The organism is Paenibacillus koleovorans NBRC 103111 (assembly GCF_004000845.1).
GTDB classification, from domain to species: Bacteria; Bacillota; Bacilli; order Paenibacillales; family NBRC-103111; genus Paenibacillus_AA; species Paenibacillus_AA koleovorans.
In genome coordinates, this window is the sequence record NZ_BIMA01000026.1 from 54,923 (window position 1) to 71,298 (window position 16,376).

At 54.8% G+C, this 16,376-nt stretch carries 16 protein-coding genes; 13 read left to right on the plus strand and 3 right to left on the minus strand.

The genetic code is table 11. From position 1 onward, the window contains the following. Positions 1-14: 14 nt before the first annotated feature. Complete coding sequence (locus PKO02S_RS11335) at positions 15-1,109, minus strand: hypothetical protein (protein WP_127582730.1); 1,095 nt, start codon at positions 1,107-1,109, stop codon at positions 15-17. A gap of 82 nt (positions 1,110-1,191) precedes the next feature. Continuing rightward, positions 1,192-2,124, minus strand: coding sequence for a hypothetical protein (locus tag PKO02S_RS11340; RefSeq protein WP_127582732.1), 933 nt, complete (start codon positions 2,122-2,124; stop codon positions 1,192-1,194). Positions 2,125-2,180: 56 nt separating this feature from the next. Here PKO02S_RS11340 and PKO02S_RS11345 point away from each other — a divergent pair, with 56 nt between their 5' ends. After that, complete coding sequence (locus PKO02S_RS11345) at positions 2,181-3,311, plus strand: class I SAM-dependent methyltransferase (RefSeq protein WP_127582734.1); 1,131 nt, start codon at positions 2,181-2,183, stop codon at positions 3,309-3,311. A 165-nt stretch (positions 3,312-3,476) separates the two neighbouring features. On the opposite strand, the gene PKO02S_RS11350 is transcribed toward PKO02S_RS11345, so the two are convergent. Beyond that, entirely contained in the window at positions 3,477-3,707 is a 231-nt protein-coding gene (locus tag PKO02S_RS11350) for a DUF2626 domain-containing protein (protein ID WP_127582736.1), read from the minus strand. 308 nt (positions 3,708-4,015) lie between these two features. Between PKO02S_RS11350 and PKO02S_RS11355 the strand changes: the two genes are divergently transcribed. The 12 genes from PKO02S_RS11355 (at position 4,016) to PKO02S_RS11410 (ending at position 16,219) form a co-directional block, all read left to right on the plus strand. Then, a complete protein-coding gene (locus PKO02S_RS11355) occupies positions 4,016-4,669 on the plus strand; it encodes an RsfA family transcriptional regulator (protein ID WP_127582738.1) in 654 nt (217 codons plus the stop codon). Between the two features lie 110 nt (positions 4,670-4,779). After that, on the plus strand, positions 4,780-5,724 hold the full coding sequence (locus PKO02S_RS11360) for a ketopantoate reductase family protein (protein ID WP_127582740.1): 945 nt from the start codon (positions 4,780-4,782) through the stop codon (positions 5,722-5,724). Between the two features lie 41 nt (positions 5,725-5,765). Next, positions 5,766-6,158 carry a DUF3397 family protein gene (locus PKO02S_RS11365; protein WP_127582742.1) on the plus strand — a complete coding sequence of 131 codons (393 nt, stop codon included), beginning with the start codon at positions 5,766-5,768 and terminating at the stop codon, positions 6,156-6,158. 35 nt (positions 6,159-6,193) lie between these two features. Next, complete coding sequence (locus tag PKO02S_RS11370) at positions 6,194-6,451, plus strand: late competence development ComFB family protein (protein ID WP_127582744.1); 258 nt, start codon at positions 6,194-6,196, stop codon at positions 6,449-6,451. A 228-nt stretch (positions 6,452-6,679) separates the two neighbouring features. After that, positions 6,680-8,320, plus strand: a complete 1,641-nt coding sequence (locus PKO02S_RS11375) for a peptide ABC transporter substrate-binding protein (RefSeq protein ID WP_127582746.1) — start codon at positions 6,680-6,682, stop codon at positions 8,318-8,320. A gap of 206 nt (positions 8,321-8,526) precedes the next feature. Next, on the plus strand, positions 8,527-9,462 hold the full coding sequence (locus PKO02S_RS11380; RefSeq protein WP_127582748.1) for an ABC transporter permease: 936 nt from the start codon (positions 8,527-8,529) through the stop codon (positions 9,460-9,462). Next, the gene (locus PKO02S_RS11385) at positions 9,462-10,391 is read left to right on the plus strand and encodes an ABC transporter permease (RefSeq protein WP_127582750.1); all 930 of its coding nucleotides are present in this window, start codon (positions 9,462-9,464) and stop codon (positions 10,389-10,391) included. The genes PKO02S_RS11380 and PKO02S_RS11385 overlap by 1 nt, the downstream gene beginning before the upstream one ends. 29 nt (positions 10,392-10,420) lie before the next feature. Beyond that, positions 10,421-11,413, plus strand: coding sequence for an ABC transporter ATP-binding protein (locus tag PKO02S_RS11390; protein WP_127582753.1), 993 nt, complete (start codon positions 10,421-10,423; stop codon positions 11,411-11,413). Beyond that, positions 11,410-12,366, plus strand: coding sequence for an ABC transporter ATP-binding protein (locus PKO02S_RS11395; RefSeq protein ID WP_127582755.1), 957 nt, complete (start codon positions 11,410-11,412; stop codon positions 12,364-12,366). Before PKO02S_RS11390 ends, PKO02S_RS11395 begins: the two co-directional genes overlap by 4 nt. A 145-nt stretch (positions 12,367-12,511) precedes the next feature. Next, positions 12,512-14,152: a bacillithiol biosynthesis cysteine-adding enzyme BshC gene (gene bshC, locus PKO02S_RS11400; RefSeq protein ID WP_127582757.1), complete on the plus strand. Its 1,641-nt coding sequence runs from the start codon at positions 12,512-12,514 to the stop codon at positions 14,150-14,152. A gap of 45 nt (positions 14,153-14,197) precedes the next feature. Continuing rightward, positions 14,198-15,466 (plus strand): adenosylhomocysteinase, encoded by a 1,269-nt coding sequence (locus tag PKO02S_RS11405; protein ID WP_127582759.1) that lies wholly within the window; start codon positions 14,198-14,200, stop codon positions 15,464-15,466. 93 nt (positions 15,467-15,559) lie between these two features. Then, on the plus strand, positions 15,560-16,219 hold the full coding sequence (locus tag PKO02S_RS11410; RefSeq protein WP_127582761.1) for a hypothetical protein: 660 nt from the start codon (positions 15,560-15,562) through the stop codon (positions 16,217-16,219). The last annotated feature ends 157 nt before the right edge of the window (positions 16,220-16,376 follow it).

Below are 16,376 nucleotides of genomic sequence, written 5' to 3' on the forward strand. Positions count from 1 at the left end.
CAGGCGCAGCAGAACTAAAAGCCCATTTTCAGCGTGACGGACAAGGCTCGATCTTTCACCTTCAACTCGGTCGCTTGGAGGAACGGCGCCAATTTGGTTGGATAAAAATTCAAGTCGTATTCTTTTTGCAGCGCCTGCGTGGTTGAGGACGGGAGCTTAAGCTCGTTATAGGTGATGTCTTGGATTCGGAAGCGAATCACATTATTCGGCTTCGTCTCCAGCACATACTGACCGGTTAGCGAAACCGTGATGCCGTCCTGCTGGCCGGTAGCGGAGATGGCCGTGTCCCCGAACGTAAAGTTTAGCGGCTTCAAGGCGGCGTTGCGGGCATGGATAAAGTCGTTCAGCTCACTGTCGCGAATGCGGAACGTGTAGGTGAATCCTTTGATTGTGAGTGTATTCGGGTTCTGGGCGATCAGCTCAGGCAGCTTCTGCATCGTCTGTGCGAGCCCGGAGAAATATTGGCGGAACAGCGGCAGCCCCTTCGATTCCCAGCTGCGGTTCAGCTCGCTCATCTGACGGGCGATCTCGTCCTTGTGCGGCAGCGCTTCCAGCTTGCGAGCGACTTCCTGCTGCAGCTCCGTCATCTGGCGACGCCTCTCCTCGTAGCGGGACCGCGAATCGGCGAGCTTCGCCTGAGCGGCTTCCAGCTCCGCATTCAGCTTCGCCTTCGCTTCGCGCATCTCCGCGAAGCGATCCAGCGTGCGCCGATCGCGCTCGGCCACGAGCTGCATCTGTTCGAAGACGTAAAGTGCATCCTTCCAAGTACGCGAAGATAAGATCAGCGCCCATGTCGGCAGCCGGTCGCCGGTATAGGAAGCTTGCAGCAGCTGCTTGACTCGCCCTTGCTGCTCCTCGATTTGTCCGTCTAGCTCGCCGATGCTGCGGCGGACGCCCTCGATTTGTCCCGCCATCTCTTTCTCCATCCCGGATAGCCTCGCAATTTCTTTGTCCAGCTCGTAGAGGGTTAGCCCCTTCTCCAGCAGCGCCTGCGTCTCTTCCTGCGAGGGAGTGCCGGTTTCCAACGCAAGAGCGGCATTCGAACCGCCGAGCGCAGCGATACAGACGGCCAACAAGACGGTGCCTAGCAGACGAACCCATGCGCTCATCGTTTGTCCCACGTCCTTTCCGTACTAAATGTATCGAGAACGGAGGGGAAACATGCCTGCAACTTCCGAGCCTCGAGCACCCTTATTTGCTCACCGGCTTCAACAGCTCTTCGAGCGGCTTCGCTGTCGCCGGAATATCTTGATTGAACGCCGGAGTCTCGTTGATGCGGCTCCATTGGTTCGAAAGCGCCAGTCGTTGAAGCGGTGTTGTTGTACCGTTCGCTTCGAGTGTGTAGCTGATGTCTGTCTGTAGCTCCGAGACGTATCCGTCAGCTCCGGCAACGAGCCGTATAAGTCTGGGCGGCTGAATCTTCAGCGTCTGATCGGCGATTGATGCTTTCAGGGCCTTGGCTTGCGGTTGGCCGACCAGACCGGCGGACGCCAATCGATCGATCCACTCGGGGAGCTGCAACTTTAACTGCGCGGAAATCGGGCCGGCATTGTCCGCTTTGATGTCAATTGTATAAATAGCGGGCCTGTCGCCCGACGAAGTTGTAGAAGCGAACCATTTCGAATCGATCGCCTCCAGCAGAGCCGCTGTCTGGTCGGCCAGCAGCCTGGAGCTCTGGCTCAGGTTGGCCGACTTGCCGCCCAAGTCCATGGAGACATACTCGTTCTTCGGGTTCAGCAGTGGAATCTGCATATACATTTTGGTATCCTTGATAAGAATCGGCACGTCCAGCTGGCCGATGCCGCTTGCCGGCGCGACCGACAGCTTGCTCTCGAGACGCAACGGTTCGACTTGCGCCGTGCCGCTCCAGCGCAGCTGACTGGCTGTCAACGATTGCACGAGCAAACCCGTGAGCGGATCGCCGGTCATCTCGCTCGCTCTCAGCGTCTCGCTCAGTTGCAATTCCGCCCGGCCTTCGAACGAATAGCTGCGGATCTCCGCTTGCTTGCGCAGCGCCTGCAGCATATGCTCCTTCGCCTGTTTCCCTTCGGAGCAGCCGGCTGCCGAGACGACGGCAAGCGAGGCCATGGCGAGCACGGCGAGCTTTTTCCATGTTAGTCGCATAGAACGGACTCCTCTCGAAAATGAAGTCTCATCATTATAAAGGGAATGAATCTGACATGCAAAACAGCAAGCACGAATGGCCGGCCTCCTTGATCGCTCGGGTACAAGCCGGCGCAGACGGGGCCATTTCGTTTCGCGACTTTATGGACGCGTGTCTATATGACGAGCAGTTCGGCTACTACAACCGGGATACGGTCAAAATCGGCAAAGAAGGCGATTTTTATACAAGCGCTTCCATCGGCCCCTTTATGGGCATGATGCTGGCGGAATGCTGTCTCCGGCTGCGTCAGGAAGAAGGCTGGGGCGGGGAGCGATGGCAAATCGTCGAATGGGGAGGCGGGACCGGGAGGCTGGCGGTGCAAGTGCTCGATCATCTGCAAGCGGCAGCCCCGGAAGCGTACGAAACCATAAACTACGTGCTTGTCGACGGCAGCGCCTACCATCGGGTATCGCAACAAAAGCAGCTGGAGCGACATGCTTCAATCATCCGTACGTGCTCACCGGAAGAATGGCTGCGTCAGCCTTCATCAATCGCTATTCCCACTATCGTATGCTCCAACGAGCTGCTGGATGCGTTCCCGGTCCATCGGCTCCGCTATAAAAACGGCCGGTTTGAGGAGCTGCATGTGGCATGGGACGAAACGAAGGGAGCTTTCCAAGACCGTTACATCCCCTTGACCGAAGAGCCGTCACATACGGAGCTGCAGCGGTACATCGAAGAAGAGCGGCTCCCGAGAAGAGAAGATCAGCTGTTCGAGGTGAATTTGGCCATTGGTCCCTGGTTGAGCCAGATCCGGGCTCGCATGAACCGGGGAGCGATCATCACGATCGATTACGGGGATGTCCGGGAAGAGCTGTACGCCTCTCATCGGATGCAGGGTACGCTGCTGTGCTATTACCGTCATCGAGCCTATGACAATCCTTACGTGCATGTAGGCGAGCAGGACATGACCGCTCACGTCAACTTCTCGGCGGTCATCCGCTATGGGGAGCAGCTTGGGATCAGCCGATGGAAGCTGCAGACGCAGCGCGAGTTTCTGATCGAGCACGGCATCCTGGAGCGGCTGCAGGAGCATGACGGCGCCGACCCGTTCGGCGCAGCGGCACGCAACAACCGGGCGATCCGCCAACTGCTGTGGAGCGACCAGATGAGCGAGCTGTTCAAGGTGCTTGTGCAGCTTATCTAATCCAAAAAGCAAAAAGGTGAACGAGCCTGCCCGAATCGTCGGGCAGAACCGTTCACCTTATTTCGAATGTCAGAAAGAAACTCCCTGATGATTGTTCCATTCCTGCGGTAAACGAGGTCCGCCGTGAAGACGGCGAAGCCGTTTATCCTTCGTTATGGCGCTACATTACACGGACATCTGGAAGAACGACCAGTACGTGAATCCGGTGAAGGAGAGGATCAAGTACCCCCAGAAAATCAATATGTAGGCGCGTTCGGACAAGTTCATATAACCCAAGACGACGAATGCGGCGGTCTGGAAGAAAAACAGCAGCGCCATCTCCTTCATGCCTCCGGCAAGGGCCATCAAACCGATTGCGAGCGTCCAAAACCCCAATACTCTGAACATGCGTGCCACGAAGAAATCCCCCTCTCTGTCCAAGCGGTCCAAATTTCTATTGTCATTATACCCGTTTGTTCGCGCAGGTGTAAACTGCGAAGCGTGACGAATTAGCAAACTTTTTTGTCCGAGCCTACAGATCATTGTCTCCAATTCGTTCGAAATGATGTAGTTGGCTCAAAAATAGACGCATTCCGGGTACAGCCACGTATGAGCGCCAAAAAAAATGGTAATACCAAGTAGTATCAAATAGATTCTATGAACTCTACCATGAGCATAGAGATTAAACAGTGGCTACTTTAAATGTTTGTTGGGAGGTTGAAGGCATGACTGCCATAAGACAAGATGCCTGGAGTGAAGAAGACGATCTGATACTAGCGGAGGTAACGCTGCGCCATATCCGCGAAGGCAGCACCCAGCTTGCCGCCTTCGAAGAAGTGGGAGACAAGATAGGGAGAACGTCGGCCGCATGCGGATTCCGTTGGAACAGCTGTGTACGCAAGAAGTACGAAGCGGCGATTTCGATAGCGAAGGCTCAGCGCCAGAAGCGGAGCCAATACAAGAAGCATTCCGCGGGCAGCGCGAACGTGGCGGCGATCGCCACGCTCGAACAGGTAGAATCCATCGGTGCGTATAAGAGCGAAACGATAAGCGAGGAGTCGATCTCGATCGATGCGGTTATCCGTTTCCTCCGCCAATGGAAGGGAACTTATCAAGACATGAACCGCCAAATCAAGTCTCTGGAGAAGGAGCTTCGTGAGAAAGAGGATGAGCTGAGCGGCCTGCGGCGGGAGAAGGATAAGCTGAACCGCGAAATGAGCGAGGTCCAGACGGATTATCGCGTAGTGAATGACGATTACAAAGCGTTGATCCAAATTATGGACCGGGCGAGAAAGCTGGCTTTTCTGGTAGAGGAAGAAGACGAGCAGAAGCCGCGGTTCAAGATGGACGCGAATGGCAATTTGGAACGAATCGATTAAGGACCGATCGAAGATCCCCGGCTTAGATGGCAGCCGCGCGGATCTTTTTTTTGCAAAACATGATATGATCGAGTAGGAAGAAACACAGGAGGAGCGGGGGCATAGAGAATATGCAGGTGTGGTGTGTGGGAGCGGGTTCGGTCGGACTGCTGCTTGCGTCGAAGCTGGCATTGGCGGGAGCGGATGTAACGGTAATCGCGCGCTCCGAGGAGCAGGCGGAGCAGATCCGGACGAATGGGATCTTGCTGAGGCAGCAGGAAGGGGCCGTTCTTGACATTCGCGTTCAAACGTCCGTAATCCGGGAAATGAATCCCGATCAGACTCCGAACTGGATTTTGCTGACCGTCAAGCAGCAGCATATTACGGAAGGGTTGGTCGCGGAGATGGGCCGGCGTTGCCGGGCGGGCGCCAGGCTGCTCTGCTTCCAGAACGGCATCGGGCATATCGAGCGGCTGCATCCAGATGTCCCGGCGTCCCGGCTCGATTGGGCGGTGACGACCGAAGGCGCGCGCAAGGAAGGACCCGCGACCATCAGCCATACCGGCCGCGGATTGACGAGAATCGGCAGCGCTTTGCCCGAAATCCCGGCGAATGAGGCGGAAATCGCGGAAAAAGAGCAAAAAAAGCTCGCCGAGCTGCTGAATGCAGCAGGATTCGTCACTTTCGTGTCGAACAACATGAGGGAGATCGCGTGGAACAAATTGCTAATGAATGCCGTCATCAACCCGTTAACCGCCATCCTGGAGTGCCGCAACGGCGAATTGCTGAATTCGGAAGCGCTTGCTCCGCTCATGCGGACCCTCTACGAGGAAGGCGCGGACGCAGCTGCCGCCGCAGGCATCCGGCTTCACGAAGACTTGTGGAATCAGCTGCTGGACGTATGCAGGAAGACGGCGAACAACCACTCCTCCATGCTGCAGGATTTACTTGCCGGACGGACGACTGAGATCGATTGGCTGAACGGAGCCCTGCTAGCAGAGGCGCGCGCCCGTCAATTGGCGTTGCCGACTCATGAAGCGGTATACAGGCTTGTGAAAGCCAAGGAGAAGCGATAACGGACCCGGCATGAATCCACCCTTAACGGAGCGGTGATGCTATGGCCTTTGTGAACTTTTGGATTCATTTATATGCGTTTACCGCGTTCGTGCCTTATTTGTGGTTTTTTGTGCTATGGTTCGTCGTTTACCTCTGGCAGAGAGATGGCAAAAGGGCTACCAAGCTCGCCATGGATGTCACGACCTTTTTGCTGATCGGCTCCGTATCGTCCATGTATGCGAATGTGTTCCACAACTCGTTCGGCTTTTACTTCATCTTATTGTTTTTCTTGATCGGCTACGGGCTGATCGGCAACTATCAATACCGCTTGCGCGGTAAACTCAATCATCGCAAGATAATACGGATCTTGTGGAGACTCGGCTTTATTCTGCTCAGTCTCGCTTACTTCCTGCTGTTGATCATTGGGATCATTCAACGGTTGTTGGAAGTATAATCTCCGTTTTTTAATGCCGAGAGGAGACAGTGTGAATGCCGGTCCATAACATGATGGAAGAAATCGTTAGGAACTGCTTGAAGGATCTCATTCAACATAAAGCCGAGCTGGCGGCCCTGACAGATAAGCAGCAAGACGACATTATGGCGATTACGCTGAACAAGCTGCCGCCCAAGTATGTGTCTACTCAACGAGGCGAATTATTCGTCAAGATGCAGCAGAGCGCACAAGTGTCGACCGATATTTACAGGGAATTGACGCATGCGATTGAGCGGGTAAGGACAACGGATTAGACAAGTAAATGATGGAAATGAGCGAGAAGTCTTCCGAATTCGGAAGACTTTTTTGTGTTTTCGTGCATGTTTTCTAGAAAATAAAGACATATTAAGGACCGAGATCAATATTTTCCTCCTATTTGATCAATATAGTCCGTGTATCTTTCGAAATGGAGGAAGTATAGTAAGTTTCGTGTGACAGAAGCACATAGAGAGAAACAAAATTTCAACGAAGGAGGATTTGCCATGTTTAAGGGGTTCAACAAAAGTGTAATCGTTTTCATGAGCGTTGTTCTGCTGATGGGAATGGTTCTCGCAGGCTGCGGCAACAAGTCGGGAAGCGGCGGCAATGATCAAGTGTTTCGTATGATTCTGGGGTCCGAGCCTCCATCCCTGGATCCGGGTCTGGCGCAAGACAACAACTCCTCCACGGTACTTCGTCCAATCTATGACGGATTGACGACGAAAGACGCGAACGGAGACGTTAAGGGTGCAGCCGCTGAGAAGTGGGAAGTATCCAAGGACGGTCTGAAGTACACCTTCAACCTGCGCAAAGACGCTAAATGGTCCAATGGCGATCCGGTAAAAGCCAGCGACTTCGTATTCGCCTGGAAGCGGGCTTTGGATCCGGCGTTTGCCGCTCCATATGCTTACCAGCTCTACTACATCAAGAATGCAGAAGAGTACAACACGAAGAAGATTACCGATGCAAACCAAATCGGGGTGAAAGCGGTCGACGAATTCACGCTGGAAGTGGAACTGAATTCCCCCACTCCATACTTCGATAGCCTGGTTTCGTTCTACACTTACTTCCCTCTGAATGAGAAGCATGTCAAAGCGACCCCTAAATTTGCTGCTGAAGCAAACTCCATGGTTACGAACGGCGCCTTCAAAATCACCGAGTGGAAGCATAACGATTCCGTTACGCTTGCTAAAAACGAAAACTACTGGGCTGCAAAAGATATCAAGTTGAGCACCGTTAACATGAAAATCCTCAACGACGCCAATACACAGCTGCAAATGTACAACTCCGGCGAAATTGACTGGGTTGGCCGCCCTGTAGGCGATATTCCGGTTGACAAAATCCCGTCCTTGAAAGCCGACAAAAACTTCGGTCTGCAAGTGAAGGGTATCGCGTCCACGTACTATTATGAGTTCAATACGAAGGCTGTACCGTTTGACAATGTGAAAATCCGCAAGGCTTTCGCAATGGCGATCGACCGCAAGCAAATCGTAGAGAAAATTACGCTCGGCGACCAAATTCCGGCATTCGGCTTCGTTCCTCCGGGCATCAAGGGCGAGAAGAAGACGTTCCGCGAAGAGGTCAAGGACGATTACTTCAAGCAAGACAACGAAGAAGCGAAGAAGCTGCTTGCAGAAGGCTTGAAAGAAAAAGGTCTCGACAAGCTGCCGCAAATCACTTTGATCTATAACACGTCCGAAGCTCACAAAAAAATTGCAGAAGCTGTAGTTGACATGTGGAAGAAAACACTAGGCGCTGATGTAAAGCTGGAGAACCAAGAGTTCGGCGTTTACATCAAAAACCGTCAACAAGGCAATTTCCAAGTGGCACGCGCCGGTTGGGGAGCCGACTATAACGATCCGATGACTTATGTGGACCTGCTCATGACGGGCGGCGGCAACAACAACTCCAAGTACTCGAACGCTGAGTATGACAAGCTCGTAAAAGAAGCTCTGTCCACTCAAGACGACAAGAAGCGTATGGAAGCCATGGCGAAAGCTGAGAAGCTGATGATCAGCGAAATGCCAATCGCTCCAATCTACTACTACACCGGTATTTGGGCGCAAAAATCTTATGTTAAGAACGTCTTTATCGACTACAAAGGCGATATCGACTTCACAAGAGGCTACATCGAGAAAAAATAAGCCTGCTGTTCACGCTTGAGAAAGTCCGGGGTATATAAGCCATTTATCCCCGGACTTTTTTTCTTTCCTGCATCGGTTGACGAAACGGGTTCAGGGGTAATCTAGGTTGGGAAATGATACAATTGGACACGTTGTGGACTAATTGTTTACAATATTAAATGTTATGTCAACTTTAGCAAGTTGAACTTTTTGATGGAGGTGCCGCGGTGGCTCGCTTTTTGTTGCGCAAGCTGCTCTTCGTATTTGTTTCTCTGTTCGTCCTGGCAACGGCCACTTTTTTTCTGATGAAGGCTATACCGGGCGACCCGTTCATGTCGGAAAAAGCTCCCCCTCCGGAGATCCGGGCGAATCTGCTGAAGTATTACGGCTTGGACAAGCCGCTCCATACGCAATATTTGAATTACATCAAACAAGTGGCTACCTTCGACTTGGGCGTCTCTATGAGATGGCAGGGCCGTACGGTGAACGGCATTATTTCCGGCTCGTTCGGCAACTCGCTGAAGCTCGGTCTGTGTGCGATCGTCGTCGCCGTTACCGTAGGCGTAGCTTTGGGCACCGTAGCTGCGCTTCGCCATCGCAAGCTGATGGACAATATCGCTATGCTAGTTGCTGTACTAGGCGTATCCGTACCTAGCTTTGTTATGGCCACCTTGCTTCAGTTCGTTTTCGCGGGGAAATTAAGGCTCTTCGATGTCGCCGGCTTGAACGATCCGATGGACTACGTGCTGCCGTCCCTCGCGCTCGCATTCGCTCCGATTGCATTCATCGCCCGTCTGACTCGTTCTACGATGCTTGAGGTGATGAGCTCCGACTTTATCAAAACCGCCAAATCCAAAGGGCTCAGCGGTGCCGTCATTACGATTCGCCATGCATTGCGCAATGCGATTTTGCCGGTCGTTACTTACCTGGGGCCGCTGACAACGGGCGTTATTACGGGCTCGCTCGTCATTGAGCGCATTTTCGGCATACCCGGACTCGGGAAACATTTCGTAGAAAGTGTAGCTAACCGCGATTACACCCTTATCATGGGATTGACATTATTTTATGGCCTCATTCTGATGGTCGCGCGTTTCCTGACGGATGTCGCTTACGTGTTCGTCGACCCTAGAATCAAGCTGAACGGCGGAAAGGAGAAGGCATAATGTCCGAGCAAGCAGAGAACATGAAGCCGGAGCAATTCCGGAAGCTGACCCGGGGCGAAGCGGCCGGCGAGAAAATCGTTCGTCCCAGCTTGTCCGCGATGAAGGACGCCTGGCTTCGCCTGAAGGCGAACCGGCTGGCGATGATCGGACTCGGCATCTTGATCGTACTGGCGTTTATGGCAATTTTCGGTCAGATGATGACCCCTTACGATTACTATACGAACAATTTGGATATGACGAATCAGCCGCCTTCCGCCGAGCATTGGTTCGGGACCGACGACTTGGGCCGCGATATGTTCGCGCGTACTTGGATGGGCGCTTCGATCTCCCTGCAGGTCGGATTGTATGCCGCACTGATCGACTTGATAATCGGCGTTATTTATGGCGGTATTATGGGGTACTTTGGCGGACGTACGGATGAGATCATGAGCCGGATTTCCGAAGTCATGTATGCGATTCCTTACTTGCTCATCGTCATTATGATGGTTGTCGTGTTCGAACCGAGCATGAGCACGATTATTATAGCCTTGACTATTACGGGCTGGATTAATATGTCGTGGATTGTGCGAGGCCAGATTTTGCAGCTGAAAAATCAGGAATATGTGCTTGCTTCCCGTTCGCTCGGCGCCAGCATGCCGCGTATCCTGTTCCGCCATTTGATTCCGAACGCCTCCGGTCCGATCATCGTTACGTTGACGTTGACCGTACCGTCCGCGATTTTCGCGGAAGCGTTCCTGAGCTTCCTGGGTCTCGGCGTCAGCTCGCCTGCCGCTTCTTGGGGAACGATGATTTCCGACGCCTTGTCCGCGTGGGACGTGTATCCTTGGCGGATGCTGTTCCCTGCCGGTCTGATCAGCTTGACGATGTTTGCCTTTAACGTATTCGGAGACGGTCTGCGCGATGCATTCGATCCGAAGATGAAGAAATAGTGTAGCCCGATTGGGAAGGAGGATGCGGAATGGAGAAAATATTGGATGTACAGGACCTGCAAGTATCGTTTCGCGTGTACGGCGGCGAAGTCAAAGCCGTGCGCGGCGTCAGCTTCCATGTCAATAAGGGCGAGGCGGTTGCGATCGTAGGGGAGTCCGGCTGCGGCAAAAGCGTGACGGCCCAGACGATCATGCGCCTCATTCCGAGCCCGCCCAGTATGATCAAGGGCGGTGTGGTCAACTTCAAAGGGCAGGACTTGCTGAAGAAGAATGAAAAAGAAATGCAGCAAGTGCGCGGCAAAGACATCGGCATGATTTTCCAGGATCCGATGACGTCGCTCAACCCGACGATGACGGTCGGCAAGCAAATTTCCGAAGGCCTGATCAAACACCAGAACATGACGGCGGAAAAGGCGCGTAAACGTGCCGTTGAAATGCTCAGCTTGGTTGGCATTCCGAACCCGGACCAGCGCGTGAAGCAATACCCGCACGAGTTTTCCGGCGGGATGCGCCAGCGCGTCATGATCGCAATTGCGCTCGCGTGCAATCCGGACCTGTTGATCGCGGACGAGCCGACTACAGCGCTCGACGTGACGATTCAAGCGCAAATATTGCGCCTGATGAAAGATTTGCAGCGCGATCTGGGCACCTCGATCATTCTGATTACGCATGATCTCGGCGTCGTCGCCGACATGTGCGACCGCGTCATCGTCATGTATGCCGGCAAAGTGGTGGAGACCGGGACGAAGCATGAGATTTTCAAAAATCCGAAGCATCCTTATACGAGAGGATTGCTGCGTTCCGTCCCTCGCCTCGACCAGAAAAAGGATGAGCCGTTGATCCCGATTCTCGGTACGCCTCCGGATTTGATCAAGCCTCCGGCAGGCTGCGGCTTCTGCGCGCGCTGCGACGAAGCGATGGAAGTGTGCCTGACGCAGGATCCGGCCGCCACGCAGTTCAGCGATACGCATATGGCCCGCTGCTGGATGGCGCATCCGCTTGCCCAGGAGGTGGCGCAATGAGCGACAATCTGATTGAGATTCGCCATTTGAAGAAGTTTTTCAATATCGGCAAAAACCAGACGCTGAAAGCAGTCAACGACGTCAGCTTCAACATCCGCAAAGGCGAGACGCTTGGGGTCGTGGGGGAATCCGGCTGCGGTAAATCGACGGCTGGACGTACCATTCTCCGACTGTACGAGCCTACGGATGGAGAAGTGAAATTTGGCGGCACGAATATCTACAAGCTGTCCGGGTCGAAGATGAAGGCGCTGCGCCGCGAAATGCAGATGATTTTCCAGGATCCTTACGCTTCGCTTAATCCGAGAATGACGATTCAAGATATTATTGGGGAAGCATTGGATATTCACAATCTGGCGGGGAGCAAGGTGGAGCGCAAACGCCGTGTCGAGGAGCTGCTCGATCTGGTCGGGCTGAACCCGGATCATGCGACGCGTTACCCGCATGAATTTTCCGGCGGTCAGCGCCAGCGGATCGGGATCGCCCGCGCCCTTGCCGTCGATCCGAAATTCATCATTTGCGATGAGCCCATCTCCGCGCTCGACGTGTCGATTCAGGCCCAGGTGGTCAACCTGCTGCAAGAGCTGCAGCGCAAGTTGGGGCTGACCTACCTGTTCATCGCTCATGACCTGTCGATGGTCAAGCATATCAGCGATCGCGTGGCCGTCATGTACTTGGGCAAGGTAGTCGAGATCGCCGAGAGCAGCGAGCTCTACGCGAACCCGACTCACCCGTACACGAAGGCGCTTCTGTCGGCGATTCCGATTCCGGATCCGGACATCGAGGCTACGCGCGAGCGGATTGTGCTGTCCGGCGATTTGCCGAGTCCGGTCAACCCGCCGAGCGGCTGCCATTTCCGGACTCGCTGCCCGCTCGCCTCGGAGAAGTGCGCGACGATGGAGCCGCCGCTTCGCGAGACGAAGTCGGGGCACTGGACGGCTTGCCACTTTGCTTAATGCTGGTTTGGAGCCGGCTCCCGCGCGGAGCCGGTTTTTTTGACGAATCGGCGCAAGAGAGGTAAAATCTTGAGGGATACTACTTTGTGAGAGAATCCGTCCGGTTCAAGGGCGGTAGGACATCTGGGGAGAGGAGTGCGCGGAAATGAGAATCGAAGAGTATCGGTGGTTGTCGAACCAGCCGCTTACCCGTACATATATGGAACATTATTCGGCTGTCGGAGATTTGTACGCGTACGATCCGATGGCGGAAACAAGCTTGATCGAGAGAGCGGCTTGGCTGGACGCTTCGAGCGGAAGCCGGCCTGCTGCGGATCGTGGGGCGCTGTGCGATGTATTGGCAGCCTATAACCGCGAGATCGGCAACTCCGCTGAGGCGATGGCCGCGATCGAAGTGCTGCGTGATCCGCGGACGCTTGTTGTTGTCGGCGGGCAGCAAGCCGGCTTGTTCGGAGGGCCGCTGCTCGTGCTATACAAGGCGGTGACGGCTATACTGTCGGCGAGGTCGGCAGAGGCGGCGCTCGGAAGGCCGGTCGTGCCGGTATTCTGGATCGCGGGCGAGGACCATGACTGGGATGAAGTCAATCATATCCAGGTATTGACGGATTCGTTCGCGGTCCATAAAATCAAACTTGGCACCGCACCCGAGAAGAAAGGCCCGGTCAGTGGAGTTTCGGTATCCGCCGAGGAATGGGAGGCGGCGCTGCAGCAGCTGGACGAGTCCTTGATGAATACGGAATTCAAGGGGCCGCTGATGGAGCAAGTGCGCGAGCTTTGTCTAAGCTCGGGGAGTTTGTCGGATGGCTTCGCCAAGCTGATGGCTCGTTTGTTCGGCAATTATGGGCTTATCTTGATCGACTCGGCCGATCCGGCGGTTCGCCGGTTGGAAGGGCCGATGTTCTCGCTGCTGGCTGAGCGGGAGCGCGAGCTGAGCGGCGTGCTGCTCGGGGGGCAGGAACGGCTGCGTGGGCTGGGCTACGAGCCTCAGGCGGAAGTGCGTGCCGAGCAGGCGAATTTGTTCATCGTGCACGAAGGCGAACGACTACTGCTGTCGGTGTCTGCCGATGGAGGCTACACGGACAAACGCGGCGCCTTGAGGTTGACGGGCGAGGAGCTGGCGGCGATTGCCCGTGACAAGCCGGAGCTGCTCAGCAACAATGTGATGACCCGTCCGCTTATGCAGGATTATTTGTTTCCGGTACTGTCCGTCGTATTGGGTGGCTCCGAGATCGCATACTGGGGACTGCTGAAGGATGCGTTCGCGTTTTTTGGCATGCAGATGCCGGTACTGCTGCCGCGTATGGAGTTCACCCTCGTAGAGGGGACGCTGCAGAAGCAGATGAAGAAGTATGAACTGGATTTCGAAGCTGTCATACGCGAGTTTGACCGCCGCAAGCAAGCTTGGCTGGATGCGCAAGGGTCGCTGCAGCTGGCCGGCAAGTTCGCCGATGTGAAAGAGAAGTTCGCCGACTTGTACAAGCCTGTCGTGGACGCCGTCGGGGAGCTTAACCCCGGCATGCGCAAGCTGGCGGAGACGAACATGCAGAAGCTGCTCGAGCAGATCGAGTTTCTCGAGACGCGGGCGGGTGAAGCGTTCGAGTCGCAATTCGAGACCGCGCTGCGCCATTGGGAGCGGCTGCGCGTGTCGCTGCTGCCGCTGGGCAAGCCTCAGGAGCGAGTGTTCAACGCCTTCGCCTACCTAGTCAAATACGGCGATGGCTGGTTAAAGGAGCTGCTGTCGACGCCGATGCAGCCGGACGGCCGGCATCGGATCGTTTATTTTTGATAGCTGGAAGATACGCACGTTATATTATATTTAGGAGGTTTTTCAATGACTACACTAGCCAAGCAAAGAAGCATTATCGCCGATCCTTCGGCCGCCCCGGACGGGCATCTGAAGATCGATTGGGTTCGCGCGCATATGCCGGTATTGAACCGGATTCGTGAGCAATTCGAGCAGGAGCAGCCGTTCAAAGGCTTGAAGGTGTGCATCTCGCTTCACCTGGAAGCAAAGACGGCTTATTTGGCGAAGGTTGTACAAGCCGGCGGCGCGGAAGTAACGATTACGGGCAGCAACCCGCTGTCCACGCAAGACGATGTGTGCGCGGCGCTCGTAGAAGACGGCATCACCGTATTTGCGAAGTACAATCCGTCTCCGGAAGAGTACAAGCAGCTGCTTATTCACGCTTTGGAGACGAAGCCGGACCTCATCATTGATGACGGCGGCGACTTGGTCACCATCCTGCACGGCGAGCGTCAAGATTTGCTGCCGCAAGTACGCGGCGGTGCGGAAGAAACTACGACAGGGATTCTTCGCCTGCGCGCATTGGAGAAGGAAGGCCAGCTGAAATTCCCGATGGTCGCCGTTAACGATGCGTTCTGCAAGTACTTGTTCGACAACCGCTACGGCACAGGCCAGTCCGTATGGGACGGCATCAACCGCACGACGAACCTCGTAGTCGCCGGCAAAACCGTAGTCGTCGTCGGCTATGGCTGGTGCGGCAAGGGCGTGGCAATGCGCGCCAAGGGTCTCGGCGCCAACGTAATCGTCACCGAGATCGACGCCATTAAGGCCGTTGAAGCGTACATGGACGGCTTCGCCGTTATGCCGATGGTGGAAGCGGCCAAACAAGGCGATTTCTTCGTCACCGTAACGGGCAACCGCGACGTCATTCGCGGCGAGCACTACGACGTCATGAAGAATGGAGCGATCTTGTCCAACGCCGGCCACTTCGACGTCGAAGTGAACAAGCCGGAGCTGGAGGCGCGCAGCGAATCCAAGCGGACCGTGCGCCGCAACATCGAGGAGTACGCGCTGAAGGACGGCCGCAAGATCTATGTGCTGGCCGAAGGCCGTCTCGTGAACTTGGCTGCCGGCGACGGGCATCCGGCCGAGATCATGGACATGACGTTCGCGCTGCAAGCGATGTCGCTCAAGCATGTGAACGAGCAATACGAAACGATCGGCAATGCCGTTGTTAATGTGCCTTACGTGCTCGACGAGCAGGTAGCCCGCTACAAGCTGGAGTCGCTCGGCACGAGCATCGACAAGCTGACCGACGCGCAAGTCGCGTACCTGGACAGCTGGGCCGAGCATTAATGTGTAGTTGAATTCATTAGTGACGTAAAGCATACGCCGCTGTGAGCCCTTTGGGCTTGCGCGGCGTTTTTTATTTTGGGAGGTGTGTAACTATTGTTTGAGCAGCAGTGGAATTTGTTTTTGGAACGGCAGCAGCGGGATGCGGCTGGGGCAAGATTAGAACGGCTGCAACGGGATTTGACCGGGGAGAAGAAACTGGTCGCGACGTTGTTCTGGCCGGTTCTGAAATCGCTGGACGAACTTACACTCGAGTATTCGATCTCTAGCCAGACGGGTGTTACGATTTATGGCGACGTATACTTCCGGCGGCTCAACGCAATCGTGGAGACGGAAGGCTTTGTGTCACATGCGGAGCAAGTTACGCGGGATCGCTTTACATTCGAACGAATGCGGGTCCGTTCCTTCGTCATGCAGGGCTATCTGTACTTGCCCTTCAGCTGGGACGAGCTGGACAAAAAGCCGGATGCCTGCCGACGGGTGCTCTATGAGTTGTTGGGGCGCTCCTCTCTTGGGAGAGCTCCTGGTGAAGTGGATCTTAGCGCAGGTGAGAGGGAGCTAGTCTACTGGATGAGGCTGCATGGCAAGGAGCTCAGCCTTGCTGAGGCTTGTATGCGTTTGGGGAGAACTGCTAAGCCAACGCGACACGTATTGCGGAAGCTGCTGGGCAAGCAACTAATATCCCCTGTCAATCAAGGAACTTTGCGCATACACAAGTATGCTTTAACAGAGAAGGGGAAGAAAATGAGTCTGTAAATTCGAACAAATTAGGGTGACAGTAGAAGGAGCAACTCCCTTTGCAGGACTATGGACAGGCCGAACAGCAACAGTAGAGGGAGCAACTCCCCTTGCAGGATTGGTGGACAAGCAAAACAGCACTTTAGAGGGAGCAACTCCCCTTGCAGGACTGTGG